General features: G+C 68.8%; 25 protein-coding genes, 1 tRNA gene and 1 riboswitch. Of the genes, 8 read left to right on the top strand and 18 right to left on the bottom strand.

What is annotated here, in order from left to right; genetic code table 11:
• Nucleotides 1-20: 20 nt before the first annotated feature.
• From OG718_RS33640 to OG718_RS33625, 4 genes are read right to left on the bottom strand one after another with little or no spacing between them, the layout of a single operon-like run.
• On the bottom strand, nucleotides 21-908 hold the full coding sequence (locus OG718_RS33640) for a DUF1707 SHOCT-like domain-containing protein (protein ID WP_143632595.1): 888 nt from the start codon (nucleotides 906-908) through the stop codon (nucleotides 21-23).
• Between the two features lie 10 nt (nucleotides 909-918).
• Nucleotides 919-1,920: an ABC transporter ATP-binding protein gene (locus tag OG718_RS33635; protein ID WP_328845925.1), complete on the bottom strand. Its 1,002-nt coding sequence runs from the start codon at nucleotides 1,918-1,920 to the stop codon at nucleotides 919-921.
• Between the two features lie 6 nt (nucleotides 1,921-1,926).
• Entirely contained in the window at nucleotides 1,927-2,799 is an 873-nt protein-coding gene (locus OG718_RS33630; RefSeq protein WP_328845924.1) for an ABC transporter permease, read from the bottom strand.
• The gene (locus OG718_RS33625) at nucleotides 2,792-3,601 is read right to left on the bottom strand and encodes an ABC transporter permease (RefSeq protein WP_143632599.1); all 810 of its coding nucleotides are present in this window, start codon (nucleotides 3,599-3,601) and stop codon (nucleotides 2,792-2,794) included. The genes OG718_RS33630 and OG718_RS33625 overlap by 8 nt, the downstream gene beginning before the upstream one ends.
• Nucleotides 3,602-3,800: 199 nt before the next feature.
• Between OG718_RS33625 and OG718_RS33620 the strand changes: the two genes are divergently transcribed.
• Nucleotides 3,801-6,206: a transglycosylase domain-containing protein gene (locus OG718_RS33620; RefSeq protein WP_328845923.1), complete on the top strand. Its 2,406-nt coding sequence runs from the start codon at nucleotides 3,801-3,803 to the stop codon at nucleotides 6,204-6,206.
• A 59-nt stretch (nucleotides 6,207-6,265) separates the two neighbouring features.
• Here the strand turns inward: OG718_RS33620 and sugE are convergent, their stop codons facing one another.
• From sugE to OG718_RS33605, 3 genes are all read right to left on the bottom strand, one after another.
• Nucleotides 6,266-6,586 carry a quaternary ammonium compound efflux SMR transporter SugE gene (gene sugE, locus OG718_RS33615; RefSeq protein WP_143632603.1) on the bottom strand — a complete coding sequence of 107 codons (321 nt, stop codon included), beginning with the start codon at nucleotides 6,584-6,586 and terminating at the stop codon, nucleotides 6,266-6,268.
• Between the two features lie 42 nt (nucleotides 6,587-6,628).
• Nucleotides 6,629-6,690, bottom strand: a riboswitch (guanidine-III (ykkC-III) riboswitch).
• A 118-nt stretch (nucleotides 6,691-6,808) separates the two neighbouring features.
• Complete coding sequence (locus OG718_RS33610) at nucleotides 6,809-7,111, bottom strand: GroES family chaperonin (RefSeq protein WP_055611843.1); 303 nt, start codon at nucleotides 7,109-7,111, stop codon at nucleotides 6,809-6,811.
• Between the two features lie 149 nt (nucleotides 7,112-7,260).
• Entirely contained in the window at nucleotides 7,261-7,599 is a 339-nt protein-coding gene (locus OG718_RS33605) for a DUF3618 domain-containing protein (protein ID WP_143632605.1), read from the bottom strand.
• A gap of 156 nt (nucleotides 7,600-7,755) precedes the next feature.
• Here OG718_RS33605 and bcp point away from each other — a divergent pair, with 156 nt between their 5' ends.
• The 3 genes from bcp to OG718_RS33590 all read left to right on the top strand — a co-directional run bounded on the left by bcp (nucleotide 7,756) and on the right by OG718_RS33590 (nucleotide 9,587).
• Nucleotides 7,756-8,223, top strand: coding sequence for a thioredoxin-dependent thiol peroxidase (gene bcp / locus OG718_RS33600; protein ID WP_143632607.1), 468 nt, complete (start codon nucleotides 7,756-7,758; stop codon nucleotides 8,221-8,223).
• A gap of 200 nt (nucleotides 8,224-8,423) precedes the next feature.
• Nucleotides 8,424-9,452: an HNH endonuclease signature motif containing protein gene (locus tag OG718_RS33595; protein WP_260694855.1), complete on the top strand. Its 1,029-nt coding sequence runs from the start codon at nucleotides 8,424-8,426 to the stop codon at nucleotides 9,450-9,452.
• Between the two features lie 51 nt (nucleotides 9,453-9,503).
• Nucleotides 9,504-9,587: transfer RNA gene (locus tag OG718_RS33590), tRNA-Leu, on the top strand.
• A gap of 114 nt (nucleotides 9,588-9,701) precedes the next feature.
• Here OG718_RS33590 and OG718_RS33585 read toward each other — a convergent pair.
• Entirely contained in the window at nucleotides 9,702-10,307 is a 606-nt protein-coding gene (locus tag OG718_RS33585; protein WP_143632609.1) for an ArsR/SmtB family transcription factor, read from the bottom strand.
• Between the two features lie 155 nt (nucleotides 10,308-10,462).
• Here OG718_RS33585 and OG718_RS33580 point away from each other — a divergent pair, with 155 nt between their 5' ends.
• Entirely contained in the window at nucleotides 10,463-11,200 is a 738-nt protein-coding gene (locus tag OG718_RS33580; protein ID WP_328845922.1) for a hypothetical protein, read from the top strand.
• Nucleotides 11,201-11,228: 28 nt separating this feature from the next.
• Here OG718_RS33580 and rdgB read toward each other — a convergent pair whose 3' ends face one another.
• The 4 genes from rdgB to OG718_RS33560 form a co-directional block, all read right to left on the bottom strand.
• A complete protein-coding gene (gene rdgB, locus OG718_RS33575) occupies nucleotides 11,229-11,831 on the bottom strand; it encodes an RdgB/HAM1 family non-canonical purine NTP pyrophosphatase (RefSeq protein ID WP_306939783.1) in 603 nt (200 codons plus the stop codon).
• A gap of 194 nt (nucleotides 11,832-12,025) precedes the next feature.
• The gene (locus OG718_RS33570; RefSeq protein ID WP_143632615.1) at nucleotides 12,026-12,430 is read right to left on the bottom strand and encodes a hypothetical protein; all 405 of its coding nucleotides are present in this window, start codon (nucleotides 12,428-12,430) and stop codon (nucleotides 12,026-12,028) included.
• Between the two features lie 168 nt (nucleotides 12,431-12,598).
• On the bottom strand, nucleotides 12,599-13,336 hold the full coding sequence (gene rph, locus OG718_RS33565) for a ribonuclease PH (RefSeq protein WP_328845921.1): 738 nt from the start codon (nucleotides 13,334-13,336) through the stop codon (nucleotides 12,599-12,601).
• Between the two features lie 107 nt (nucleotides 13,337-13,443).
• Nucleotides 13,444-13,677 carry a glucose PTS transporter subunit EIIB gene (locus OG718_RS33560; protein ID WP_055611837.1) on the bottom strand — a complete coding sequence of 78 codons (234 nt, stop codon included), beginning with the start codon at nucleotides 13,675-13,677 and terminating at the stop codon, nucleotides 13,444-13,446.
• Nucleotides 13,678-13,905: 228 nt separating this feature from the next.
• On the opposite strand from OG718_RS33560, the gene OG718_RS33555 reads away from it, so the two are divergent.
• Together OG718_RS33555 and OG718_RS33550 are read left to right on the top strand one after the other, a co-directional pair.
• Nucleotides 13,906-15,192 (top strand): PTS transporter subunit EIIC, encoded by a 1,287-nt coding sequence (locus tag OG718_RS33555; RefSeq protein WP_306939777.1) that lies wholly within the window; start codon nucleotides 13,906-13,908, stop codon nucleotides 15,190-15,192.
• Nucleotides 15,193-15,486: 294 nt separating this feature from the next.
• Complete coding sequence (locus OG718_RS33550; protein WP_143632619.1) at nucleotides 15,487-16,737, top strand: PTS transporter subunit EIIC; 1,251 nt, start codon at nucleotides 15,487-15,489, stop codon at nucleotides 16,735-16,737.
• 110 nt (nucleotides 16,738-16,847) lie between these two features.
• On the opposite strand, the gene OG718_RS33545 is transcribed toward OG718_RS33550, so the two are convergent.
• A complete protein-coding gene (locus OG718_RS33545) occupies nucleotides 16,848-17,600 on the bottom strand; it encodes an MBL fold metallo-hydrolase (protein ID WP_143632621.1) in 753 nt (250 codons plus the stop codon).
• Between the two features lie 187 nt (nucleotides 17,601-17,787).
• Between OG718_RS33545 and OG718_RS33540 the strand changes: the two genes are divergently transcribed.
• Complete coding sequence (locus OG718_RS33540; RefSeq protein ID WP_306939774.1) at nucleotides 17,788-18,306, top strand: type II toxin-antitoxin system PemK/MazF family toxin; 519 nt, start codon at nucleotides 17,788-17,790, stop codon at nucleotides 18,304-18,306.
• Nucleotides 18,307-18,578: 272 nt separating this feature from the next.
• On the opposite strand, the gene OG718_RS33535 is transcribed toward OG718_RS33540, so the two are convergent.
• The 5 genes from OG718_RS33535 to OG718_RS33515 all read right to left on the bottom strand — a co-directional run bounded on the left by OG718_RS33535 (nucleotide 18,579) and on the right by OG718_RS33515 (nucleotide 22,105).
• A complete protein-coding gene (locus OG718_RS33535) occupies nucleotides 18,579-19,529 on the bottom strand; it encodes a PLP-dependent cysteine synthase family protein (protein WP_328845920.1) in 951 nt (316 codons plus the stop codon).
• Between the two features lie 23 nt (nucleotides 19,530-19,552).
• Nucleotides 19,553-19,831 (bottom strand): MoaD/ThiS family protein, encoded by a 279-nt coding sequence (locus tag OG718_RS33530; protein WP_143632625.1) that lies wholly within the window; start codon nucleotides 19,829-19,831, stop codon nucleotides 19,553-19,555.
• 110 nt (nucleotides 19,832-19,941) lie between these two features.
• Nucleotides 19,942-20,043: a putative leader peptide gene (locus OG718_RS33525; RefSeq protein ID WP_313904860.1), complete on the bottom strand. Its 102-nt coding sequence runs from the start codon at nucleotides 20,041-20,043 to the stop codon at nucleotides 19,942-19,944.
• 79 nt (nucleotides 20,044-20,122) lie between these two features.
• Complete coding sequence (locus OG718_RS33520) at nucleotides 20,123-20,545, bottom strand: Mov34/MPN/PAD-1 family protein (protein ID WP_055617035.1); 423 nt, start codon at nucleotides 20,543-20,545, stop codon at nucleotides 20,123-20,125.
• Between the two features lie 99 nt (nucleotides 20,546-20,644).
• Nucleotides 20,645-22,105, bottom strand: a complete 1,461-nt coding sequence (locus OG718_RS33515; protein WP_143632627.1) for an amino acid permease — start codon at nucleotides 22,103-22,105, stop codon at nucleotides 20,645-20,647.
• Nucleotides 22,106-22,239: the final 134 nt, after the last annotated feature.

Here is a 22,239-nt window from a genome sequence, read left to right as displayed (position 1 = left end):
GGGAGCGCTCGGGCCCGGGCTCAGTCCCGGTCCCGCCGCTCGTCCCGCCGCTCACGACGTTCCTCCCGCCGAGCCTCCCGATGCTCCCGCATCAGCTCACGGTGCTGCTCCATCGCGGCCCGGTGAATGGACCGCGCATCATCCAGCGAGCCCCGGTGGTCCAAGGAGCCGGTGCCCTCCAGGGCCCGGCGCCGGGACTCCTCCAACTCCTCCTGCCTCGCGGCCTTCCGCTCCAGCTTCTCCAGCCGTCGTTCCTCCTTCTGGCGGAGCCGCTCGGCCTTGGTCACCTTGCGTTCGACACCGACACCGCCCCAGAAGGCGAACCCGGTGACGACGACACGCGGGGCGCCGGGGTCGCCCTCGACACCCTCCTCGCGGTGGTCGAAGCCGCCCATGACGCCGATGCCGCGGACGACGACCTCGACACCGGGCGGCACGATCACGCTCATCCCGCCCATGATCGCGACGCAGTTGACGACGACCTCGCCGTCGGCGAAGTTCGCCTCGCGCAGGTCGATGACGCCACCGCCCCAGAACGCGAAGGAGTTGAACCGCTTCGGCATGGTCCAGCGCCCCTTGCGCTCGAACCCGCCCAGGACCGCGACACCCCACCGGGACGAACCGTCACCGCCGACGATGCGGCCCGCCCAGCCACCCGCCCCCGCGGGCTGCTTGACCATGGACACGGTGGGAGCGGGAGGAGTCACCCCGGGCGCGGGCAGATCCCGCGTGATGGGCGCCAGCTCCTTGTACGTACGGGCCTTGTACGTGGCCTCCAGACGCTCCTCGAACTCCTCCATGTCGAGGCGGCCCTCCGCGAGGGCGTCCCTCAGCACTTCGGCGACCTGCTCGCGGTCGGCGTCGGAGGCTCGCAGCTCGGGAAGCCCGTCGGGGAGTTCGTCCGTCATGGGCAGAAGCCTACGAGGTTGCCTTCTCCTCGTACATGCGGCTGATGACCGCCTCGATGTCCGGCTCGCGTACCGACAGGTCCACCAGCGGATACGCGGCGGCGATCCGCGCCACGAGCGGCGCCGCCGACTCCGCCGCCGGGAACGCGAGCCACTGCCGGGGCCCCTCGACCTTCACCACCCGCGCCGACTCGACCTCGATGGGCGGGAGTTCACGCTCCAGGTCCACCACGAGCGTCCGCTCGCTCTCACCGATCTCGTGCAGCCCGGTCAGCGGACCGTCGTACATCAGACGCCCGTGGTCGATGACCATCACGCGCCGGCACAGCTGCTCGATGTCGGTGAGATCGTGGGTGGTGAGCAGGACGGTGGTGCCCTGCTCGGCGTTGAGGTGCCGCAGAAACTCCCGCACCTTCGCCTTGCTGATCACGTCGAGCCCGATCGTCGGCTCGTCCAGGTACAGCACCTCCGGGTCGTGCAGCAGGGCCGCCGCGATGTCCCCGCGCATCCGCTGCCCGAGCGACAGCTGCCGTACGGGCACGTCCAACAGCTCGCCCAGTTCGAGGAGTTCGACGCACCGGTCGAGGTTCTCGACGTACCGCGCGTCCGGGATCCGGTACATACGGTGCATCAGCCGGTACGAGTCGATCAGCGGGAGGTCCCACCACAGGGTCGTCCGCTGCCCGAACACCACCCCGATGCGCTGCGCGAGCCGCGTGCGCTCGCGGGACGGATCGATACCCGCCACGCGGAGCCGTCCGCCGCTCGGGGTGAGGATGCCGGTGAGCATCTTGATGGTGGTCGACTTGCCCGCGCCGTTCGGCCCGATGTAGCCGACCATCTCGCCGCGCGCCACGGTGAAGGAGATCGAGTCGACCGCCCGCACCTGCCGCCGCTCACTGCGCATGAAGCCGGTCTTCTTGCGTACGTCGAAGACCTTCTCGACGCGGTCGAGGCGAATGAAGTCGTCGGCGTGGTCATCGGCGTGGCCGAAGTCCGTCTGCGTGTCCATGTGCGGCTAACTCCCCGTGCTCCGGTACGAACGAAGACCCGCGCGCCAGGCGAACCCCGAGAGCGCGCAGCAGACCACCGCCACCGGCGGCGACAGGAACGCGACCCACTCGGGCAGGTCGAGCGGGTACGGCAGGCCCAGCACGTACAGCGCGGGCACCCAGTTGACGAAGGCCAGCGGCAGCACGAACGTCACCCCGCGCACCAGGTCCTTCGCGAAGACCGTCGGCGGATACTGCAGCAGCGTGGTGCCGCCGTACGTGAAGGAGTTCTGCACCTGGGACGCGTCCTGCGCCACGAACTGGAAGGCCGCGCCCGCCACGAACACCGACGCGAAGATGGCGGCCCCGCTGACCACCATCACCGGCATCATCAGCACCTTCAGCGGCGTCCAGGAGATGTCGACCACGAAGAGCGCGTACCCGAGGACCAGCAGCCCCTGCGTGATCCGGCCCAGCCGGCGCAGCGCGAACCGGTCCGCGGCGACCTGTGCGAGCACCGGCGCGGGCCGCACCAGCAGCGTGTCGAGCGTGCCGTCGCGCACCCGCTGCCCGAGCCGGTCCACCGAGCCCAGCGCCAGATCGGTGAGACCGAACGCGGCGCTCGACAGCCCGTACAGGAACGCCACCTCGCCCAGCGAGTAGCCGCCGAGCTCGTCGACCCGCGAGAACATCAGCAGGATCGCCACGAAGTCGAGGGCGGTCCCCGCGAAGTTGCCGAAGACCGTCATCGCGAAGGACGCGCGGTACGCCATCGTCGAGCGGATCCACATCCAGGCGATCAGCCGGTAGGCCCGCAGCCCGTCCACCACCCGCGAGCGACCGGTCGGCGGGAAGCCCCGGTGCGCGTCGTGCCTCTCCTGAGCCTGAAGGTCAGCCACCCTGGACCACCACCCTGCGTGTCGCCGCCGACTGGACCAGGCGGCCCACCGCGAGCAGCCCGACGGCCCAGGCGGCCTGGAAGGCGTACGTGCGCCACAGCGCGAAGCCGGTGCGCTCGCCGAGCAGCACATCCGCCGGGGCCTGGAGCAGCGACGACCAGGGCAGCGCCCGGGCCAGCTCGCCGAGGGCTCCCGGGAAGACGTTCAGCGGCAGCGTCATCCCGGAGAAGAAGATCCCCGCGAGCACGGCCAGCTGCTGCACTCCCGCCCCGTCCATGAACCAGAACGCCAGCAGCGCCACGAGATAGCGGATCGCGAAACTCACCAGGAGGCCGAGGACGACCGCGACGAGGAACGCCAGCCAGGTCCCGGCATCGGCCGGAAGCGCGAGATGGAACACGAGCCCCCCGAACGCCATCGGCACCACACCACGCCCCACCAACTGGAACGCGGCCCGCCCTCCGTCGGCCGCCAGCCACCACATCTGAAGGTCCACGGGCCGGTACAGGTCGATCGCGATGTCACCCGTACGGATTCTCTCGATCATCTCGTCCTCGAAGCCGCCGCCGATCACCGCGACCGCCGCGAGCAGCCCCTGCCCGAGCCACACGTACGTCACCGCCTGGGACTGGTCGTACCCGCCGAGGCCAGGCCTTTCGTCCCACAGCGCGATGTACGTGTACGCCAGGATCAGCCCGAAGACGGTGTTGGTGAACACGCCCGCGGCGGTGGCCACCCGATAGGTCGCGTACCGCCGGAACGCGCCCACCGCGACGGCCGCGTACAACCGCCATGTCCCCACGTCGGGCCCCCTTCGGCCGATCCGAGCCAAAGCGCAGGAGCCTAGTCCCGGGGCCGTATCGCGTGCCACGCATTTTCTCCACGGGACGCGTGCCACGTGCCGGGAACGAATCGCCGGGTGCGACAGTCTTCAAGGAGGGGCGCACAAGGCGTACGAGGGCGTACGAGACGTATGACGCGAAACGGGAGTCCGGCACAACATGAACGACCAGCCGCAGCCGCAGCAGCCGAGCGAGGGCTGGGCACCGAGGGAACCGGGACCCGCCACCGCGGCGGCACCCGGGACACCCGGCAGGAAGCCCAAGCGGAAACGCACCGGATGGCGACGCCTGATCCCGACCTGGCGGATGGTGCTCGGCACGGTCCTCACCGGGCTCCTGCTGCTCATCGGCGCGTTCGCACTCGGCTACTACCTGGTGAAGATCCCGGCCGCGAACTCGGCGGCGATGAAGCAGAGCAACGTCTATCTGTACTCGGACGGCAGCCAGCTCGCCCGTGACGGCGAGGTCAACCGGGAGAACGTGACCCTGGCGCTGATCTCCAAGGACGCCCAGCACGCGGTGCTGGCCGCCGAGGACCGCGACTTCTACAGCGAGTCGGCGATCGACCCCAAGGCGATGCTCCGCGCCGGCTGGAACACCGCCACAGGCAAGGGCAAGCAGTCCGGCTCGACGATCACCCAACAGTACGTGAAGAACTACTACCTGGCCCAGGAGCAGACGGTCACCCGGAAGGCGAAGGAGTTCTTCATCGCGATCAAGCTGGACCGCGAGAAGAGCAAGGACGACATCCTGGAGGGCTACCTCAACACGAGCTACTTCGGCCGCAACGCCTACGGCATCCAGGCCGCCGCCCAGGCCTACTACGGCGTCGACGCCAAGGACCTGACGGTCGGCCAGGGCGCGTACCTGGCATCGCTGCTGAACGCGCCGAGCGAGTTCGACGTCGTGGCCCACCCCGAGAACAAGCCCGCGGCGCTGGCCCGCTGGAACTACGTACTCGACGGCATGGTCAAGAAGAAGTGGATCACCGCGTCGGAGCGCTCGGGCGTCAAGTTCCCCGAGCCCAAGCAGACGGTGATCGCGGCAGGCATGTCCGGACAGCGCGGCTACATCGTCAAGGCCGTGAACGACTACCTGACCGACAACAAGATCCTCGGCGAGGACGAACTGAACGCCGGCGGCTACCGCATCACGACCACCCTGCAGAAGCCCAAGCAGGACGCCTTCGTGAAGGCCGTGAACGACCAGGTGATGGAGAAGCTCGACAAGAAGGACCGCAAGGTCGACAACTACGTCCGCGCGGGCGGCGCCTCCATCGACCCGAAGACCGGCAGGGTCCTCGCGATGTACGGCGGCATCGACTACACGAAGCAGTACTACAACAACGCGACCCGCCGGGACTACCAGGTCGGCTCCACCTTCAAGCCGTTCGTGTTCACCGCGGCCGTGCAGAACGACTCGACCACGCAGGACGGCCGCACGATCACCCCGAACACCGTCTACGACGGCACCAACAAGCGCCCCGTACAGGGCTGGGAGGGCGGCACGTACGCCCCGGAGAACGAGGACCAGGTCTCGTACGGGCAGATCTCGGTCCGCACCGCCACGGACAAGTCCGTGAACTCCGTGTACGCGCAGATGGCCGTGGACGTCGATCCGGAGAAGGTCGAGAAGACGGCCGTCGGCCTCGGCATCCCGTCCGACACCCCCGACCTGACGGCGTCCCCGTCGATCGCGCTCGGCCCGGCCACGGCCAGCGTCCTAGACATGGCGGAGGCGTACGCGACCCTCGCCAACCACGGCAAGCGCGGCACGTACACGATGATCGAGAAGATCACCAAGGACGGCGCGGACGTGGTGGACCTGCCCGAGCGCAAGACCTGGCAGGCGGTGAGCCGCGAGGCCGCCGACACCACGACCTCCATCCTGCAGAGCGTCGTCGACGGCGGCACCGGCACGGCCGCGCAGGCCGCCGGACGGCCCGCGGCGGGCAAGACCGGCACCGCGGAGGAGGACCAGGCGGCCTGGTTCGCGGGCTACACCCCGAACCTCGCCACGGTCGTCGCCATCATGGGCCAGGACCCCGACACGGGCGCGCACAAGCCGCTGTACGGGGCGCTCGGGCAGCCCCGCATCAACGGCGGCGGCTACCCGGCGCAGATCTGGGCCCAGTACACGAAGGCCGCCCTGAAGGGCACCTCCGCCCAGGAGTTCGACCTGCGGCTCCAGGACGGCGCGGAGGAGCAGCAACTGCCGCCGGCCGACCCCGACGAGGACCAGCCGGGCACGGACGCCGGGCAGGACAACGGCGGCACGACCACCGGCGGCGAGGAGACCCCCGCGACCGAGGGCCAGACCAACGGCGGTACCACCACGGACGGCGGCACCACCGGCGACGGCGGGACGACGACCGACGGCGGCACCACGGGCGACGGCGGGACGGCCGACGGGGGCGCGGCGACGGGTGGCGGCACCGGCTTCCCCACGGGCGGCACCGGCGACTCGGGCGGCACCACCGACGGCGGGACGACGGACGGCGGCACGACGGACGGAACAGGGGACGACGGCGGAGTCGCGGGGACGAACTTCGGCGGCTTCCCGTAGTTCGGGGCTGCCCGGGGCCGCCCCTCGTCCGCCCCTCGCCGTCCCTCGTCGTCCAGGGGTCAGTGACCGGAGGTCGCCTTCAGCCCCACCACGGCAACCAGCAGCAGGCACACGAAGAAGATCCGGGCGGCGGTCGCCGGTTCACCGAGCACCGCCATGCCGAACACCGCCGCCCCGGCCGCGCCGATGCCGACCCAGACGCCGTAGGCGGTACCGATGGGCAGCGTCTTCGCCGCGTACGACAGCAGGAACATGCTGGCGACGATGCCCGCACCGGTGAGAACGCTCGGCACGAGCCGCGTGAAACCGTCGGTGTACTTCATACCGATCGACCAGCCGACTTCCAGCAGACCGGCGACGACGAGCAGGACCCAGGCCATGAGGCACCTCCGTGAACGGATCAACAGGGGTTGATCAACAGGGGTGCGTCGTCTTTGCGAGTCCCGGTACGGCGCGTCTCGTCGGGGTCCTTCCAAAGGTAGCAAAGGGCAAGCAAGAGGGGCTGGTGACGATGGTCACCAGCCCCTCAGGCCTCTGTTCCAAAGGCACCGGAGACATCAGAGGCACCAGAGATGTCAGGGATACCGGGGATATCAGGGATGTCAGAGGTACAGGCCGGTCGAGTCCTCGGAACCCTCGAACCGGTCCGCCGCCACGGCGTGCAGATCCCGCTCACGCATCAGCACGTACGCGGTGCCGCGCACCTCGACCTCGGCAAGGTCCTCCGGGTCGTACAGGACGCGGTCACCCGGCTCCACGGTCCGTACGTTCTGCCCGACCGCGACGACCTCGGCCCAGGCGAGCCGCCGGCCCACGGCCGCCGTCGCGGGGATCAGGATGCCGCCGCCGGAACGGCGCTCGCCCTCGGCGGTGTCCTGCCGCACGAGCACACGGTCGTGGAGCATCCGGATGGGCAGCTTGTCGTGATGGTTCTTCTCGCTCACGTCTCGAACCTACCTGCCTTCACACGGTTCGTACGTACGTGGGGTGCGGTCGGCCCGGCCGGCGGAGCGCCCGGCGTACGGGCGCGGGTGCGGGCGGGGGTGACGGCGGGTCAACCCCTGCGGCGCCTGGTGCCCAGGGTGAGCAGTCCGACGACTCCGACCACGACGAGGGCGACGGGCACGATACGGTCCAGCCGCGGCGCCCCCTCCTCCGTGACGAACTGCCCCTTCACATCGCCGACGACGCGGTTGACGCCGACGTAGGCACGTCCGAGCGTGTGGTCGATGCTGGACGCCACCTTGGCCTTGGCGTCCCCGACGATGGTCTTCGGGTGCACCCGCACACCGATCTCGTCGAGCGTATCGGCGAGAGTTTCGCGACGGCGCTTGATGTCCGCCTCGATCTGCGCCGGAGTCCTGGTGTCCGGCGTGCTCGACGTGTCCGACACGCGCTGCCTCCGTGGTCGTGGTCGTTTCTTCCCGTGGCCTGTTCTCTTCGGCCTTTTCTCTGGTCGACAGTCTGTCAGCTCCGCACGCCGCGCACCGCCCGGCACCCCCATTACGCTCGGGTGCGTATCCACCACCCCGCAAGGAGACCCCACGAGATGAGCGAGCGACTCCAGCCCGGCGACACCGCCCCCGCCTTCACCCTGCCCGACGCCGACGGCAACGAGGTCTCCCTGGCCGACCACAAGGGCCGCAAGGTCATCGTCTACTTCTACCCGGCCGCCCTGACCCCCGGCTGCACCAAGCAGGCCTGCGACTTCACGGACAACCTCGAGCTCCTCGCCGGCGCGGGCTACGACGTCATCGGCGTCTCCCCCGACAAGCCCGAGAAGCTCGCCAAGTTCCGCGACAAGGAAAACCTCAAGATCACCCTGCTCGCCGACCCCGAAAAGACGGTCACCGAGTCCTACGCCGCCTACGGCGAAAAGAAGAACTACGGCAAGACCTACATGGGCGTCATCCGCTCCACGATCGTGGTGGACGAGGAAGGCAAGGTCGAACGGGCGCTGTACAACGTCCGGGCCACGGGCCACGTGGCGAAGATCATCAAGGACTTGGGGATCTGAGATCCCGGGGATCCTAGGGCCTGAGGCCCGGCTCCCCGCATTACCTGCACCAGAACGGCCCGCACCGCAACAAGCGGCGCGGGCCGTTCCACGTTCGGACGTGACCATCCGATAAACGGTTCGTTACTCCGTACGGGACTGCGAACAGGCAGTCGAGGCAGGAAGGGCAAGCGGGTATGCGGAGCACACCGGAGCCAGCGATGAAAACCGACCCTGGTCGCGGCATGCCACGACCAGACCCGTACAGCAAGGAGCGGCTCGCACCGGTCGTCGCCGAGGCCCGTAACTGGACTGACCTGATGCGACGCCTCGGCCTCGGGACAAGTGGCGGCCAACGGCGAGTGCTGCAGGGGAAAGTAACGGATCACGGACTCGACACGAGCCACTTCGCCAAGCGAAGCCCATGGCGCAAGTACCCGGACGCCGCCATTGCAGAAGCTGCCCTCGCGTCGTCCTCGCTGCGCGAAGTGGCCCTGAAGTTGGGTGCCACCCCGGCAACAGGAACGCTCTCCCACATCCGACGCCGCATCAGTGCGGCGGGCATCGACATCAGCCACTTCCCCGGCATGGATCGCCCCGACGTGGACCTGCCTTTCACGCCGGAAGAGCTGCGGACAGCCGCATCCGCGTCAACCAGCATGCGGGGTGTTGCCCGCACACTTGGCGTCCCGGATGACAGTCGTTCACGCGCGACGTTGAGCCGGATGCTCCTCGCACTGGGCATTGACGTCGGACACTTTTTGTACCGACGTGCCGCTATTCCCGAGGACAGACTGCGCAGCCTTGTACAGAGCTCCAGCAGCTATGCCGACGTCATGCGTGGTCTCGACATGGAAGTCAACGACACCAATCACCGACGTGTTCGGCGCACCGCTTCGCGCCTGAATCTCGACACCAGCCACTTCAAGCGCCGAGCCTGGGGGCTACCGGATCGCCCACCACCGTCATCGACCGCACACCGGGTACTGGTCGTCCTGCCGGATCAAGCGGGACGGACCAACAGGACGCAGCTCCACCGGGCCTTGATCGAGATCGGGGTGCCGTACGTATGCGTGGAGTGCGGCAACACCGGTGAGTGGCGGGGGCGCCCGATTACCCTGCAGATCGATCATGCCAACGGAGACTGGCGGGACAACCGCAGAGAGAACCTGCGATACCTCTGCCCCAACTGCCATGCACTGACGGAGACGTGGTGCCGCCAGAAGGGAAGGGCACGTCTCGCAGGGTGACCTGTTCTCCCCGTACACTTAACGCCGGTCGAGCACGATGACCATTTTTGAGCGGCCGTGATGGAACTGGCAGTCATGCTGGGTTTAGGTCCCAGTGGGTTCACACCCGTGTGGGTTCGAGTCCCACCGGCCGCACGCCTTTAAATCGAAGGCCCGCCTCGCACTTCCTGCGAGCCGGGCCTTCGCCGTACATAGGAGTTGGCCAGGACAGCCTCGGGCGGGAATGGGGCAGTCGCGAAGCAGAGCCCCTCACTCAACCGGCAGCGCGAACCACCGCAGCAGTACCGGCTTCGCGTCCGCGGGCGCGTCCTCCGGGCCCCGGGCGAAGCGGGTCAGGAGGTCGAGGTAGGCGTCGTGGAAGGCGGTCACCTCTTCCTTGGTGAGGTGACTGAGGCTGCGGGAGCCGCGCATCCAGCCGTCCGACTCGGCCTGTTCCTCGGTGAAGCGCCGGGCCAGCTCGATGTCCTCGTCGAGCCGCATCCGGTCGAGGGCTCCCGCGACCGCCCGTTCGCCGTCGGTCATCTCGTCCTGCGCCGGCCTGCGTACGTCCAGTCCGCGCACCGCCCGCCACCAGCGCTCGCGGCTGTTGGGCCGTTCCGGTACGTCCTCGATGAAGCCGCCGCGCTCCAGGCGGCGCAGGTGGTAGCTGAGGGTGCCGGTGTTCTCCCCGAGGGCGGCGGCGAGGGTCGTGGAGGTCGCCGGGCCGGAGACGGCCAGTTGGCGGAGGATCTTCAGCCGTAGCGGGTGCGCGAGGGCCTTGAGGGCTGCCGGGTCACTGACCGTGCGTCGTTCGCCGACGGGTTCGGTACCGGTGCCGGCCTCCGGCCCGGGCTCGGGCTCGCCTTCATCGCTCATGGGGGCAGCCTACCGCCACACAGCCGAATCTCTGCAGAGTGAAGTCTGCAGAATTTTCTCTGCAGATCTTCCATTGCAGAGAAATGGCTGCAATCCTTGAGGCGTGGACATCGCGGGATCCTCCCGTCCGTCCGGTCATTCACCAGGAGGCCTTCATGCTTCGCGCCCGACGTCTCGTCATGGCCCTGTCCGCTCTGGCACTCGCCGCCGGTACGGGCGCGGCGACTGCGGGTCCCGTGCAAGCCGACACCGGTGCCGACGTCGGCACCGGTGTCGGTGCTGACGCAGATGCACGGCAGCGTGGCTTCGCGGACTGTCCGCGCCTCTCAGAGCTTCCCGAAGGCGCGGATCCGGCGGCGTGGCGGTGCGAGGCCATGACCGCCACCGGGCATCTGACCCTCGGCCGTGTCTCTGTGCCGATAGACCGGCCCTTGGCGATCACCTTCGCGGAGGGCCGGGTCGACGGCGAGTTCCGTCAGGTGTTCGGGGCGATGGCCGCCACTCCCCTACGAGTTCGGGGCACACCGCTGTCGATCACGCCTCGGTACGGCGGTTATTCGGACTTCGAGTCCAACGACGAGCGGCGGGGCGAGCTGGATCTGACGTTCCGTATATCCGGGCCGGGGGTCCCGCGCGGTTGTTCCATAGGTACCGACGCGGCCCCGGTCCATCTGGTGCTCAAGGAGACGGATCCGTCGAGGGTCGTCTCGCCGGATCCGCTGGTCGTCGCCTTCGGGGTGGCCGACAACCGCTTTGCGGCGCCGGGCACTTCGGGCTGCGGTCGGCTGGGCCCGGTGCTCGACAAGGTTCTGCGGTTGCCGGCGCCGGCGGGCGTGAACGGCATCGACCTGGACGCGCGGGTGGCGCTGCGGTCGTACGGCGAGGCGGGGTAGCCGAGGTCCGGGGGGTGGTCAGCCCAGGTCAGCCCAGCAACTCCCGTACCACCGGCACGAGTCCGCGGAACGCCTTGCCCCGGTGGCTGATCGCGTTCTTCTCGTCGGGGGTGAGTTCCGCGCAGGTGCGGGTGTCGCCGTCGGGCTGGAGGATCGGGTCGTAGCCGAACCCGTGGGTTCCGGTGGGCTCGTGGCGCAGGGTGCCGCGGAGGCGGCCCTCGACCACGCGTTCCGTCCCGTCGGGGAGGGCCAGCGCGGCGGCGCAGGCGAAGTGGGCGGCGCGGTGTTCGTCGGCGATGTCGCCGAGTTGGGCGAGGAGGAGCCCGAGGTTGGCCCGGTCGTCGCCGTGGGTGCCGGACCAGCGGGCGGAGAAGATGCCGGGGGCGCCGCCGAGGACGTCGACGCACAGGCCCGAGTCGTCGGCGACGGCCGGGAGGCCGGTGGCCTGGGCGAGGGCGTGCGCCTTGAGGAGGGCGTTCTCGGCGAAGGTGACGCCGGTTTCCTTGACGTCGGGGATCTCCGGGTAGGCGTCCGCGCCGACGAGGTCGTGGTCGAGACCTGCGGCGGCGAGGATCGCCCTCAGCTCGGTGATCTTTCCGGGGTTGCGGGTGGCGAGGATCAGGCGGGTCATGGTGCTCACCCTAGCCAGGCGGGCCGAGCCGCTCGTGCGATGCCTGCGATCGCCCACCGTGCCGGTGATCTGGTCGCCGGCCGGTGCCCGTGATCCGATCGTCTGCCACCCGCCAAGGAGCCGTCGCCCACCCGCGGCGGGGCAGGTCGTCCACTCGCGGCGGAGCGGCCGTTGCGCGACCGCGACCGCTGCGGCTACGGCGTGCAGACCTTGGTGAGTTCGCCGGCCGCGTCCGTGACGGGGCTGATGTCCGGGGTCTCGTCACCGTTCTTGATGGAGTCGCGGACGTTGGTGACCGCCTTCTGGAGGTCGTCCACGGCCTTGTTGATGTCGGTGTCGTCCGTCTTGTCACCGATGGTGTCGAGGTTCTTGTCGATGGAGTCGAGTGCCTCGTCCGCCTGCGTCGGGTCGTTCGCGGCGTTCTCCACGGCCTGCTGGAGGTCGGTGACGCTGTCTGCGATGGTGTCGGCGGTCTGGACACAGTCCAGGGCCTTGTTTACGGCGTCGCAGCCGGTGGTCAGCCCGGCCGTCAGCGCGACGGCTGCCACGGCTGCGGCGATGGCAGTGGTACGACGTGCTCGGCGGCGACTCGCGGCCATGGAACGGTCCTCCCGTTGCGTCAGGCCCGAGGGCCCCGTTGCGTAGGCCACAAGGCCCCCGTGTGGTGCTGGCCGGGCGTACAGCGGTGTGCCGTACGCCCGTACTCGTAGGGACGCGACGGCCGGTGCCGTGGTTGCCCGTGGCAGGCGGTCGTCTTGGTGTGTCCTTTACCTTTCCAGGACCGTATCAAGCGCCGTGCGCTGGGCGACAGCGAGTTCCGTGCAGCCCAGAACGGCCAGGTCGAGAAGGGAGTTGAGCTCCTCGCGGGCGAACGGTTCGGCCTCGGCGGTGCCCTGGACCTCGACGAAGCGGCCGTCGCCGGTGCAGACGACGTTCATGTCGGTGTCGGCGCGGACGTCCTCCTCGTAGCAGAGGTCGAGGAGGGGCACGCCGCCGACGATGCCGACGGAGACGGCGCTGACCGTTCCGGTGAGGGGCTGACGGCCGACCCGGATGATCTTCTTGCCCTGGGCCCAGGAGATGGCGTCCGCGAGGGCGACGTACGCGCCGGTGATGGCGGCTGTGCGGGTGCCGCCGTCGGCCTGGAGGACGTCGCAGTCGAGGACGATGGTGTTCTCGCCGAGCGCCTTGTAGTCGATGACGGCGCGCAGGGAGCGGCCGATGAGGCGGCTGATCTCGTGCGTGCGGCCGCCGATCTTGCCGCGGACGGATTCGCGGTCGCCGCGGGTGTTGGTGGCCCGCGGGAGCATGGAGTACTCGGCGGTGACCCAGCCCTCGCCGCTGCCCTTGCGCCAGCGCGGGACGCCCTCGGTCACGGAGGCGGTGCAGAAGACCTTCGTGTCGCCGAAGGAGACGAGGACGGAGCCCTCGGCGTGCTTGCTCCAGCCGCGTTCGATGGTGATCGGGCGGAGCTGTTCGGGCGTGCGGCCGTCGATTCGAGACATGGCGTCGAGCCTAGTCGCATACGGGTGAGGGGCCGCCCCGGGTAACGGAAGCGGCCCCTCAGGAGTGAGACCTCAGGTCCCCGGGCCGGGGCCCGGAGTCCGAGGGTTCACATCATGTCTTCGATGTCCGCGGCGATCGGGTCCGCGTCGGTGCCGATGACGACCTGGATGGCGTTGCCCATCTTGACGACGCCGTGGGCGCCCGCGGCCTTCAGGGCGGCCTCGTCGACCTTGCTCGGGTCGATGACCTCGGTGCGGAGGCGGGTGATGCAGCCCTCGACCTCTTCGATGTTCTCGATGCCGCCGAGCCCGGCGACGATCTTCTCAGCCTTGCTGGCCATGTCCTACTCCCTGATCCGAACCGCTTTGTCGCAGTAACCCACAGTTGGCCCATCTTCGCGAGCGGTCACGTCACCCGTACCGAATGATGGCGAACACGACAGCGCAACCGTTCGCCGACTGGTCTACACCAGTTTTCAACGGCCGCCAAACCCGCCCCCGTTCCAGCGGGTGCGGAGGGGCGGCTGAAGTCCGGCGGAGGGGCGCGGGAGGATGCAGGAGGACCGCCGATGAGTGCCGACAGCGCCGCCGCGCCCGCGCGCGCCCGTTGGAGCAACCTGTTCCAGGGTCTGCAGAAGATGGGCCGCAGCCTCCAACTGCCCATCGCCGTGCTGCCGGCCGCCGGCATTCTCAACCGCCTGGGTCAGCCGGACGTGTTCGGGGACGACGGTCTGGGCTGGACGAACGTCTCCAAGGTGATGGCGGGCGCGGGCGGCGCGCTGCTGGACGGTTCGCTCGGTCTGCCGCTGCTGTTCTGTGTCGGTGTGGCGATCGGTATGGCGAAGAAGGCCGACGGTTCGACGGCGCTCGCGGCGGTGGCCGGATTCCTCGTCTACTACAACGTGCTGCGGCAGTTCCCGGAGGACTGCGCGGAGCAGGCGAAGGTGGTGGCGGCCGGCTGTCAGGCGGACGACGGCTCGGTGGTGGTCTTCACCTACCAGAATCCGGGTGTCTTCGGCGGCATCGTCATGGGGCTGATGGCGGCCTACTTCTGGCAGCGTTACCACCGCACCAAGCTGGTGGACTGGCTCGGCTTCTTCAATGGCCGCCGTCTCGTCCCGATCATCATGGCGTTCGTGGCGATCGCCTTCGCGGCGCTGTGCCTGTGGGTGTGGCCGCCGATCGGCCGGGGTCTCGAGGACTTCAGCGACTGGCTGGTGAGTCTGGGTTCGTGGGGTGCGGGCCTCTTCGGTATCGCCAACCGCGCGCTGCTGGTGATCGGGCTGCACCAGTTCCTGAACGTGCCCATGTGGTTCCAGTTCGGCAGTTACACCAAGCCGGACGGCACGGTCGTGCACGGCGACATCAACATGTTCCTGGCGGGCGACCCGGACGCGGGCCAGTTCACGTCGGGCTTCTTCCCCATCATGATGTTCGCGCTGCCGGCGGCGTGCCTGGCGATGACGCACTGCGCAAAACCCCAGCGCCGCAAGGAAATTGGCGGCCTGATGATGTCGATCGCCCTGACGTCGTTCGTCACGGGCATCACGGAACCGATCGAGTACTCCTTCGTGTTCATCGCGCCCGCCCTGTACGCGGTGCACGCGGTTCTCACGGGCGCCTCGATGGCGGTGACGTGGGGTCTGGGTGTGCACGACGGCTTCAGTTTCTCGGCGGGCCTGATCGACTACGTCATCAACTGGAATCTGGCCACGAAACCCTGGGCGATCATTCCGATCGGCCTGTGCTTCGCCGTCGTCTACTACGTGGTCTTCCGGTTCGCGATCACGAAGTTCGACCTGCCGACGCCCGGCCGGGAGCCGGAGGACGAGGTCGAGGACGTGACGAAGGCGTAGCGCACCAGGCGCCGGCCGCCAACGCGTCACGCGCCGCGGCAGGAACGCACCACTGCACGAACAGCACAAAGGGCCCCGGAACTCCCCGTTCCGTGGGCCCTTCGTCGTGTTTGTTGATGCTTGTTCCGCTATGGCCCAGGCCACAAAAACTGCGGGTTCCTTATCTCACCTTCACCGTGCTACAACAGGTCTACACCACTGAGTGGTGTAGACCACGTGGATGCTGTCCATCCCCCGTGCAATTTCCTTCCGTTCATTTCCCGTCCCCGGCAGCACCCTGCACATGGAGGAACCATGACCACCGCCACAGCTCCGGCGGCCCCCGCGAAGAAGTGGGGATCCGGCCTGTTCCAGGGCCTGCAGAAGGTCGGCCGCAGCCTGCAGCTCCCCATTGCCGTGCTGCCGGCCGCCGGCATCCTGCTCCGTCTCGGCCAGCCCGATGTGTTCGGCGCGGACGGGCTCGGCTGGAACAAGGTCGCGTCCGTGTTCGCCACCGCCGGCGACGCGGTCTTCGCCAACCTGCCGTTGCTGTTCTGCGTCGGCATCGCCATCGGCTTCGCCAAGAAGTCGGACGGCTCCACCGCGCTCGCGGCGCTCGTCGGTTTCCTCGTCTACAAGAACGTGCTCACCGCGTTCCCGATCAGCGAGGCCAAGGTCCAGAAGGGCGCGGACGTCGCCGCGACCTACAACGACCCCAAGGTCCTCGGCGGCATCGTGATGGGCCTGATAGCCGCGGTCACCTGGCAGCGCTTCCACCGCACCAAGCTCCCCGACTGGCTCGGCTTCTTCAACGGCCGCCGTCTCGTGCCGATCCTGATGGCCTTCATCGGCACCGCCGTCGGCGTCTTCTTCGGCCTCGTCTGGGAGCCCATCGGCGATGTCATCACCAACTTCGGCGAGTGGATGACCGGCCTCGGCGCGGTCGGCGCGGGCATCTTCGGCGCGATCAACCGCGCGCTGCTGCCGGTCGGCATGCACCAGTTCGTGAACACCGTCGCCTGGCAGGAGATCGGCACCTACACGGACTCCGCCGGCGCCGTCTGGCACGGTGACCTGCCCCGCTTCTTCCACGGCGACCCGACCGCCGGTCAGTTCATGACGGGCTTCTTCCCCATCATGATGTTCGCGCTCCCGGCCGCCGCCCTGGCGATCACGCACTGCGCCCGCCCCGAGCGCCGCAAGGCCGTCGGCGGCATGATGGTCTCCCTCGCGCTGACCTCCTTCGTCACGGGTATCACCGAACCGATCGAGTTCGCGTTCATGTTCATCGCGCCGGTCCTGTACGTGATCCACGCGGTCCTCACCGCGATCTCGATGGCCGTCACCTGGGCGCTGGGCGTCCACCACGGCTTCAGTTTCTCCGCCGGTGCCATCGACTACTTCCTGAACTGGAACCTCGCCACCAAGCCATGGATGATCATCCCGATCGGCCTGGTCTTCGCGGCGATCTACTACGTGACCTTCCGCTTCGCGATCATCAGGTTCAACCTCGCGACGCCGGGCCGTGAGCCCGACGAGGAGGTCGAGGACCTCACCAAGGCGTGACGACCAGGGCCTGAGGACCAAGGCCCGAAGCATGACGAAGGCCCCCGGAGCCGATCGGCTCCGGGGGCCTTGTGCCGCGTAACCCTGCGCAGTGCTGCGTACGGACGACGTCAGATCTCGTACGTGACCCGCGGTGTCGCGAGTTCCACCGGCCCTCCGAACACCGCTCGGGCGTCCGCCAGGTTCGCCTGGGGGTCCGTCCACGGCGGGATGTGGGTCAGGACCAGGCGGCGGGCCGCTGCGCGGGCCGCGGTCTCGCCGGCCTCGCGGCCGTTGAGGTGGAGATCCGGGATGTTCTCCTTGCCGTGCGTGAACGCGGCCTCGCAGAGGAACAGGTCGGTGTCCCGGGCGAGTTCGTCGAGGGTGTCGCACACGCCGGTGTCCCCGGAGTACGTGAGCGACCGGCCGCCGTGCTCGACACGGATGCCGTACGCCTCCACGGGGTGGCTCACCTTCTCGGTGTGCACCGAGAACGGGCCGATCTCGAAGGAGCCCGGCTTGACCGTGTGGAAGTCGAAGACCTCACTCATGGAGGAGGCGGAGGGAGTGTCCGCGTACGCGGTGGTCAGGCGCTGCTCCGTGCCCTCTGGTCCGTAGACGGGGATCGGATCGCAGCGGCCGCCGTCATGGCGGTAGTAGCGCGCGACGAAGTACGCGCACATGTCGATGCAGTGGTCGGCGTGCAGATGGCTGAGGAAGATCGCGTCAAGGTCGTAGAGACCGCAGTGGCGCTGCAGCTCGCCAAGGGCACCGTTGCCCATGTCGAGAAGCAGCCGGAAGCCGTCGGCCTCGACGAGGTAGCTCGAGCAGGCCGATTCCGCGGACGGGAACGACCCCGAGCAGCCGACGACGGTGAGCTTCATAAAGCAGAAACCTCCGCTGGCGGGGAGTGAAGACGGGGGTCGTGCGGTCCGTCGAGCGTAAGGCGCAAAAGGTCCTGTCGCTCCTCCGTCGAGGGCTGTTGTGGGGGAACTCACCTGCGGTGTCACCGGTTCGGGGGCCAGCGGGGTGGCCAAGCGTGGGCCCGGTCACGCCGGTACCGTCATATCCATGGATGCGTCGTGGTGGCTCGCGTTGGTGGCGGTGGTGCTACTGGCGGGTGTCGCGACGCTGGTGGACGGGTGGGGGCGGGGGTCCTCCCGCGGGCGGGGCCGTTCGCGGAGCCGTTCGACAGGCCGGTCGCCCGGTCGCCGGGCGGACCGTCCTCCGGGGCGGCCGCGGGGCCGGGGCGGGCTCCTGCGTTCTTCCCGAACTTCCCGTCCGCGGCCTGCCGAGATCTGGTGGGCGAACGTTCCCTACGAGGACGGGCCCGGGGCGAAGGACCGGCCCTGTCTCGTCCTGTCCGTGCGGGGCCGTACCGCTGTCGTCGCCAAGATCACCAGCAAGCACCAGGACGAGCGGCGGGCCGGGGTCATCCCGCTTCCGCCCGGGTCCGTCGGGGACGCCCGCGGGCGGGCCAGCTTCCTCGAAACGTCCGAGCTGCGGGGTCTGCCGGTACGGGACTTCCGCCGACGGGTGGGCCCGGTGGACCCCGCGATCTGGGACCAGGTCCGCGACCTGACCCGCTAGGGATCTTCCTCGCCCCCGCCGCCCCTGCCCGTTCCCGTCACTACTCGGGGGCCAGCCCCCGAGCCCCCGCTCCTCAAACGCCGGAGGGGCTGGGTGGGTGGGGGCTGATGAGGGCGGACGGGTAGCCGTGCGCGGACGGGGTGAAAAGCAGGGGCGCAGCCCCGCTTTTCAGGGGCGCGGGGAACTGCGCGACCAGCCACAGCCGGGCCCGCACCCGAAATCGCACCCCAGGGGACGAAAACGGGTAGGGGCGGCGGGGGCGAGGAACCCCGCTACGCCCAGAGCTGGCCCTGCAGTGTTTCGATGGCCTCTTCCGTCGTGGCGGCTGTGTAGACCCCCGTGGAGAGGTACTTCCAGCCGCCGTCGGCCACGACGAAGACGATGTCGGCGGGCTCGCCCGACTTCACGGACTTCTGTCCGACTCCGATCGCCGCGTGCAGCGCCGCCCCCGTGGAGACACCCGCGAAGATCCCCTCCTGCTGCAACAGCTCCCGCGTACGGGTCACGGCGTCGGCGGAGCCGACGGAGAACCGGGTCGTCAGGACGGACGCGTCGTAGAGCTCGGGCACGAATCCCTCGTCGAGGTTCCGAAGCCCGTACACGAGGTCGTCGTACCGCGGCTCAGCCGCGACGATCTTGACGTCGGGCTTGTGCTCGCGGAGGAAGCGGCCCACACCCATCAGCGTGCCGGTGGTGCCGAGCCCTGCGACGAAGTGCGTGACGGAGGGCAGGTCCGCCAGGATCTCCGGCCCCGTCGTGGCGTAGTGCGCACCCGCGTTGTCGGGGTTCCCGTACTGGTAGAGCATCACCCAGTCGGGGTGCTCGGCGGCCAGCTCCTTCGCCACCCGCACCGTCGTGTTCGAGCCCCCGGCCGCCGGAGACGGGATGATCTCGGCGCCCCACATGCCGAGCAGTTCCCGCCTCTCCTGTGAGGTGTTCTCGGGCATGACGCAGACCATGCGGTAGCCCTTGAGCTTCGCCGCCATGGCGAGCGAGATGCCGGTGTTGCCGGAGGTGGGCTCCAGAATCGTGCAGCCGGGCGTCAACCGGCCGTCCTTCTCCGCCTGTTCGATCATGTGGAGCGCGGGACGGTCCTTGACCGAGCCGGTCGGATTGCGGTCCTCCAGCTTCGCCCAGATGCGGACGTCGGCGGACGGCGAGAGCCGCGGCAGGCGCACCAGAGGGGTGTTGCCCACCGCGGCCAGCGGGGAGTCGTAACGCATCAGCGATCAGAGCCCGGTGCCGGTCAGACCATGCCGCCGGCCACGGCCGGCAGGATCGTGACGTTGTCGCCGTCGGTCAGCTTGGTGTTGATGCCGTCGAGGAAGCGCACGTCCTCGTCGTTCAGGTACACGTTCACGAAGCGGCGCAGCTCGCCGCCGTCCACGATGCGGGCCTGGATGCCCGCATGGCGGGTCTCCAGGTCGGCGAAGAGAGCGGCGAGGGTCTCCCCGCCGCCCTCGACGGCCTTCTGGCCGTCGGTGTAGGTGCGGAGGATGGTGGGGATGCGGACCTCGATGGCCATGACTGTGGGCTCCTGTCGGGAGTGAGTCGGTCGGTGGGCGCGCGGCAGCGCAGAAAAGCGGGGCAGTGCGTCGTGAGGCGCCGCGGCTCACGGCCGTACGGCGGCAGGGTTCAGCGCGTACAGATGGCGCTCTGCAGCCTGCACAGGTCGACGTGCAACCGTGCCACGAGCAGCATGCCCGGGGTCTTGTCGCTCACGTCGTGGGAAACCATGGGGTCATCGTATCGATTCCCGGTCCGGGTTCTGGAATGTGATCTCAGATGCTGGATGAATTCTGACCGAAATACGGGATCAGTACGTCTCCACGACCGTGACCTCCTCCTCCGTCACCTCGCCCTCCAGGATCCGGAAGGACCGGAACTGGAAGGGCCCGGCGTCGTCGGCGTCCGCCGTGGAGACCAGGACGTAGTGCGCGCCGGGCTCGTTCGCGTACGAGATGTCGGTGCGTGAGGGGTACGCCTCGGTGGCCGTGTGGGAGTGGTAGATGACGACCGGTTCCTCGTCGCGGTCGTCCAGCTCGCGGTAGAGCTTGAGGAGGTCGCCGGAGTCGAACTCGTAGAACGTGGGCGAGCGCGCGGCGTTGAGCATCGGGATGAACCGCTCGGGGCGGCCGGTGCCCTCCGGGCCGGCGACCACGCCGCACGCCTCGTCGGGGTGGTCCTGGCGCGCGTGCGCGACGATCTGGTCGACGAGGGCCTGGGTGATGGTCAGCATGGTCGTCAGGATAAGCAGAAGGGCCTCCCCGTACCGAGGGGTGGTACGGGGAGGCCCACATGCTGGGCCACGAGCCCTACATGTTCTGCGCCAGGTCCGTCAGCCGATCTTCTCGAACTCGGGGTCGCGGCGCTCCGTGACCTCCGGGTTCCGCGACTTCAGTACGGCCCAGCCGATGCCCAGTGCCGCCGCCCAGCCGGCCATCACGTAGAGGCAGACTCGGGAGTCGGCGTCGTACGCGATGAGGCAGGTGACGAAGAGCAGGAACACGACCGCGACCCAGCTGAGCTTCGAGCCGCCCGGGGCCGGGAAGGACGAGGCGGGCAGCCGCCCGGCGTCGACCGCGCGGCGGTACAGGATGTGGCTGGCCAGGATCATCAGCCAGGTCCAGATGCCGGCCGCGGTGGCCACCGAGGTGACGTAGCCGAAGGCCTTCTCCGGGACGATGTAGTTCAGAATCACGCCGATGCCCATGAAGAGCATGGAGACGGTGATGCCGAGCGCGGGCGTCTTGGTGGAGGACAGCTTGTTGAAGATCCTGGGGGCCTCGCCGTTGTCCGCCAGGGTGCGCAGCATGCGGCCCGTGGAGTACATGCCGGAGTTGCAGGAGGACAGGGCCGCCGTCAGGACGACGAAGTTCACGATGCCCGCGCCCGCCGGGATGCCGATCTTCGCGAAGGCCTCCACGAAGGGGCTCACTCCTGGTGCGAACTCGGTCCACTTCACGACGCAGAGGATGACGGTGAGGGCGCCGACGTAGAAGAGGGCGATGCGCCAGGGCAGGGTGTTGATCGCCTTGGGGAGGGTCTTCTCGGGGTTCTCGGACTCACCGGCGGTGACGCCGACGAGCTCGACGGCGAGGTACGCGAACATCACGCCCTGCAGGGTCATCAGGGACGAGCCGATGCCCTTGGGGAAGAAGCCGTCGAAGGCCCAGAGGTTGGAGACGGCCGCCGAGTCGCCCGCGGAGCTGAAGCCGAAGGTGAGGACGCCCAGGCCGATCACGATCATGCCGATGAGGGCGGTGACCTTGACCATCGAGAACCAGAACTCGATCTCGCCGAAGAGCTTCACCGAGATCAGGTTGGCTCCGAAGAGGACCAGCAGGAAGACCAGGGCCGTGACCCACTGCGGGATCTGCGGGAACCAGTAGTTGACGTAGATCGCGGCGGCGGTGAGTTCCGCCATGCCGGTGACGACCCACATCAGCCAGTACGTCCAGCCGGTGAAGTAGCCGAAGAACGGGCCGAGGAACTCGCGGGAGTACTCCGCGAAGGAGCCCGAGACCGGGCGGTAGAGCAGGAGCTCTCCGAGGGCCCGCATGATGAAGAAGATGATGACGCCCGCGAGGGCGTACATGAGGATGAGGCTGGGGCCCGCCTTGGCGATGTTCGCCCCGGCCCCCAGGAAGAGGCCGACGCCGATGGCGCCGCCGATCGCGATCATCTGGACCTGACGGCTGTTGAGGCCGCGTTCGTAACCCTCTTCGGGGGCTTCGCTGCCCACGACACCTTGGCGGTCGTGCCCGTCGTCGTTCTTGCCGACCTGCACCGAGGTCATGTCTGATGCGCCTTTCTCCATGCCGATCCGAGCCGTCGTCGGCTCCGGATCGGGTCCCGATCCCCCCGGATTGAATGGAGCGGAGCAGGCTCCCCGAGCCTGCTCGTGCCTGGTCGGCGATCCGCCGGCCGGTG

It is taken from the genome of Streptomyces sp. NBC_00258 (genome assembly GCF_036182465.1).
Classification (GTDB): domain Bacteria; phylum Actinomycetota; class Actinomycetes; order Streptomycetales; family Streptomycetaceae; genus Streptomyces.
The sequence above is the reverse complement of the archived record's forward strand: the minus strand, read 5'-3'. Positions and strand labels throughout refer to the sequence as shown.

What these genes read in the sequence shown, in the direction of transcription:
- OG718_RS33640 (WP_143632595.1), bottom strand. Translation starts at nt 908, where the DNA reads ATGACGGACGAACTCCCCGACGGGCTTCCCGAGCTGCGAGCCTCCGAC.
- OG718_RS33635 (WP_328845925.1), bottom strand. Translation starts at nt 1,920, where the DNA reads ATGGACACGCAGACGGACTTCGGCCACGCCGATGACCACGCCGACGAC.
- OG718_RS33620 (WP_328845923.1), top strand. Translation starts at nt 3,801, where the DNA reads ATGAACGACCAGCCGCAGCCGCAGCAGCCGAGCGAGGGCTGGGCACCG.
- sugE (WP_143632603.1), bottom strand. Translation starts at nt 6,586, where the DNA reads ATGGCCTGGGTCCTGCTCGTCGTCGCCGGTCTGCTGGAAGTCGGCTGG.
- OG718_RS33610 (WP_055611843.1), bottom strand. Translation starts at nt 7,111, where the DNA reads ATGCTCCACGACCGTGTGCTCGTGCGGCAGGACACCGCCGAGGGCGAG.
- bcp (WP_143632607.1), top strand. Translation starts at nt 7,756, where the DNA reads ATGAGCGAGCGACTCCAGCCCGGCGACACCGCCCCCGCCTTCACCCTG.
- OG718_RS33595 (WP_260694855.1), top strand. Translation starts at nt 8,424, where the DNA reads ATGAAAACCGACCCTGGTCGCGGCATGCCACGACCAGACCCGTACAGC.
- OG718_RS33585 (WP_143632609.1), bottom strand. Translation starts at nt 10,307, where the DNA reads ATGAGCGATGAAGGCGAGCCCGAGCCCGGGCCGGAGGCCGGCACCGGT.
- OG718_RS33580 (WP_328845922.1), top strand. Translation starts at nt 10,463, where the DNA reads ATGCTTCGCGCCCGACGTCTCGTCATGGCCCTGTCCGCTCTGGCACTC.
- rdgB (WP_306939783.1), bottom strand. Translation starts at nt 11,831, where the DNA reads ATGACCCGCCTGATCCTCGCCACCCGCAACCCCGGAAAGATCACCGAG.
- OG718_RS33570 (WP_143632615.1), bottom strand. Translation starts at nt 12,430, where the DNA reads ATGGCCGCGAGTCGCCGCCGAGCACGTCGTACCACTGCCATCGCCGCA.
- rph (WP_328845921.1), bottom strand. Translation starts at nt 13,336, where the DNA reads ATGTCTCGAATCGACGGCCGCACGCCCGAACAGCTCCGCCCGATCACC.
- OG718_RS33560 (WP_055611837.1), bottom strand. Translation starts at nt 13,677, where the DNA reads ATGGCCAGCAAGGCTGAGAAGATCGTCGCCGGGCTCGGCGGCATCGAG.
- OG718_RS33555 (WP_306939777.1), top strand. Translation starts at nt 13,906, where the DNA reads ATGAGTGCCGACAGCGCCGCCGCGCCCGCGCGCGCCCGTTGGAGCAAC.
- OG718_RS33550 (WP_143632619.1), top strand. Translation starts at nt 15,487, where the DNA reads ATGACCACCGCCACAGCTCCGGCGGCCCCCGCGAAGAAGTGGGGATCC.
- OG718_RS33545 (WP_143632621.1), bottom strand. Translation starts at nt 17,600, where the DNA reads ATGAAGCTCACCGTCGTCGGCTGCTCGGGGTCGTTCCCGTCCGCGGAA.
- OG718_RS33540 (WP_306939774.1), top strand. Translation starts at nt 17,788, where the DNA reads ATGGATGCGTCGTGGTGGCTCGCGTTGGTGGCGGTGGTGCTACTGGCG.
- OG718_RS33535 (WP_328845920.1), bottom strand. Translation starts at nt 19,529, where the DNA reads ATGCGTTACGACTCCCCGCTGGCCGCGGTGGGCAACACCCCTCTGGTG.
- OG718_RS33530 (WP_143632625.1), bottom strand. Translation starts at nt 19,831, where the DNA reads ATGGCCATCGAGGTCCGCATCCCCACCATCCTCCGCACCTACACCGAC.
- OG718_RS33525 (WP_313904860.1), bottom strand. Translation starts at nt 20,043, where the DNA reads ATGGTTTCCCACGACGTGAGCGACAAGACCCCGGGCATGCTGCTCGTG.
- OG718_RS33520 (WP_055617035.1), bottom strand. Translation starts at nt 20,545, where the DNA reads ATGCTGACCATCACCCAGGCCCTCGTCGACCAGATCGTCGCGCACGCG.
- OG718_RS33515 (WP_143632627.1), bottom strand. Translation starts at nt 22,105, where the DNA reads ATGACCTCGGTGCAGGTCGGCAAGAACGACGACGGGCACGACCGCCAA.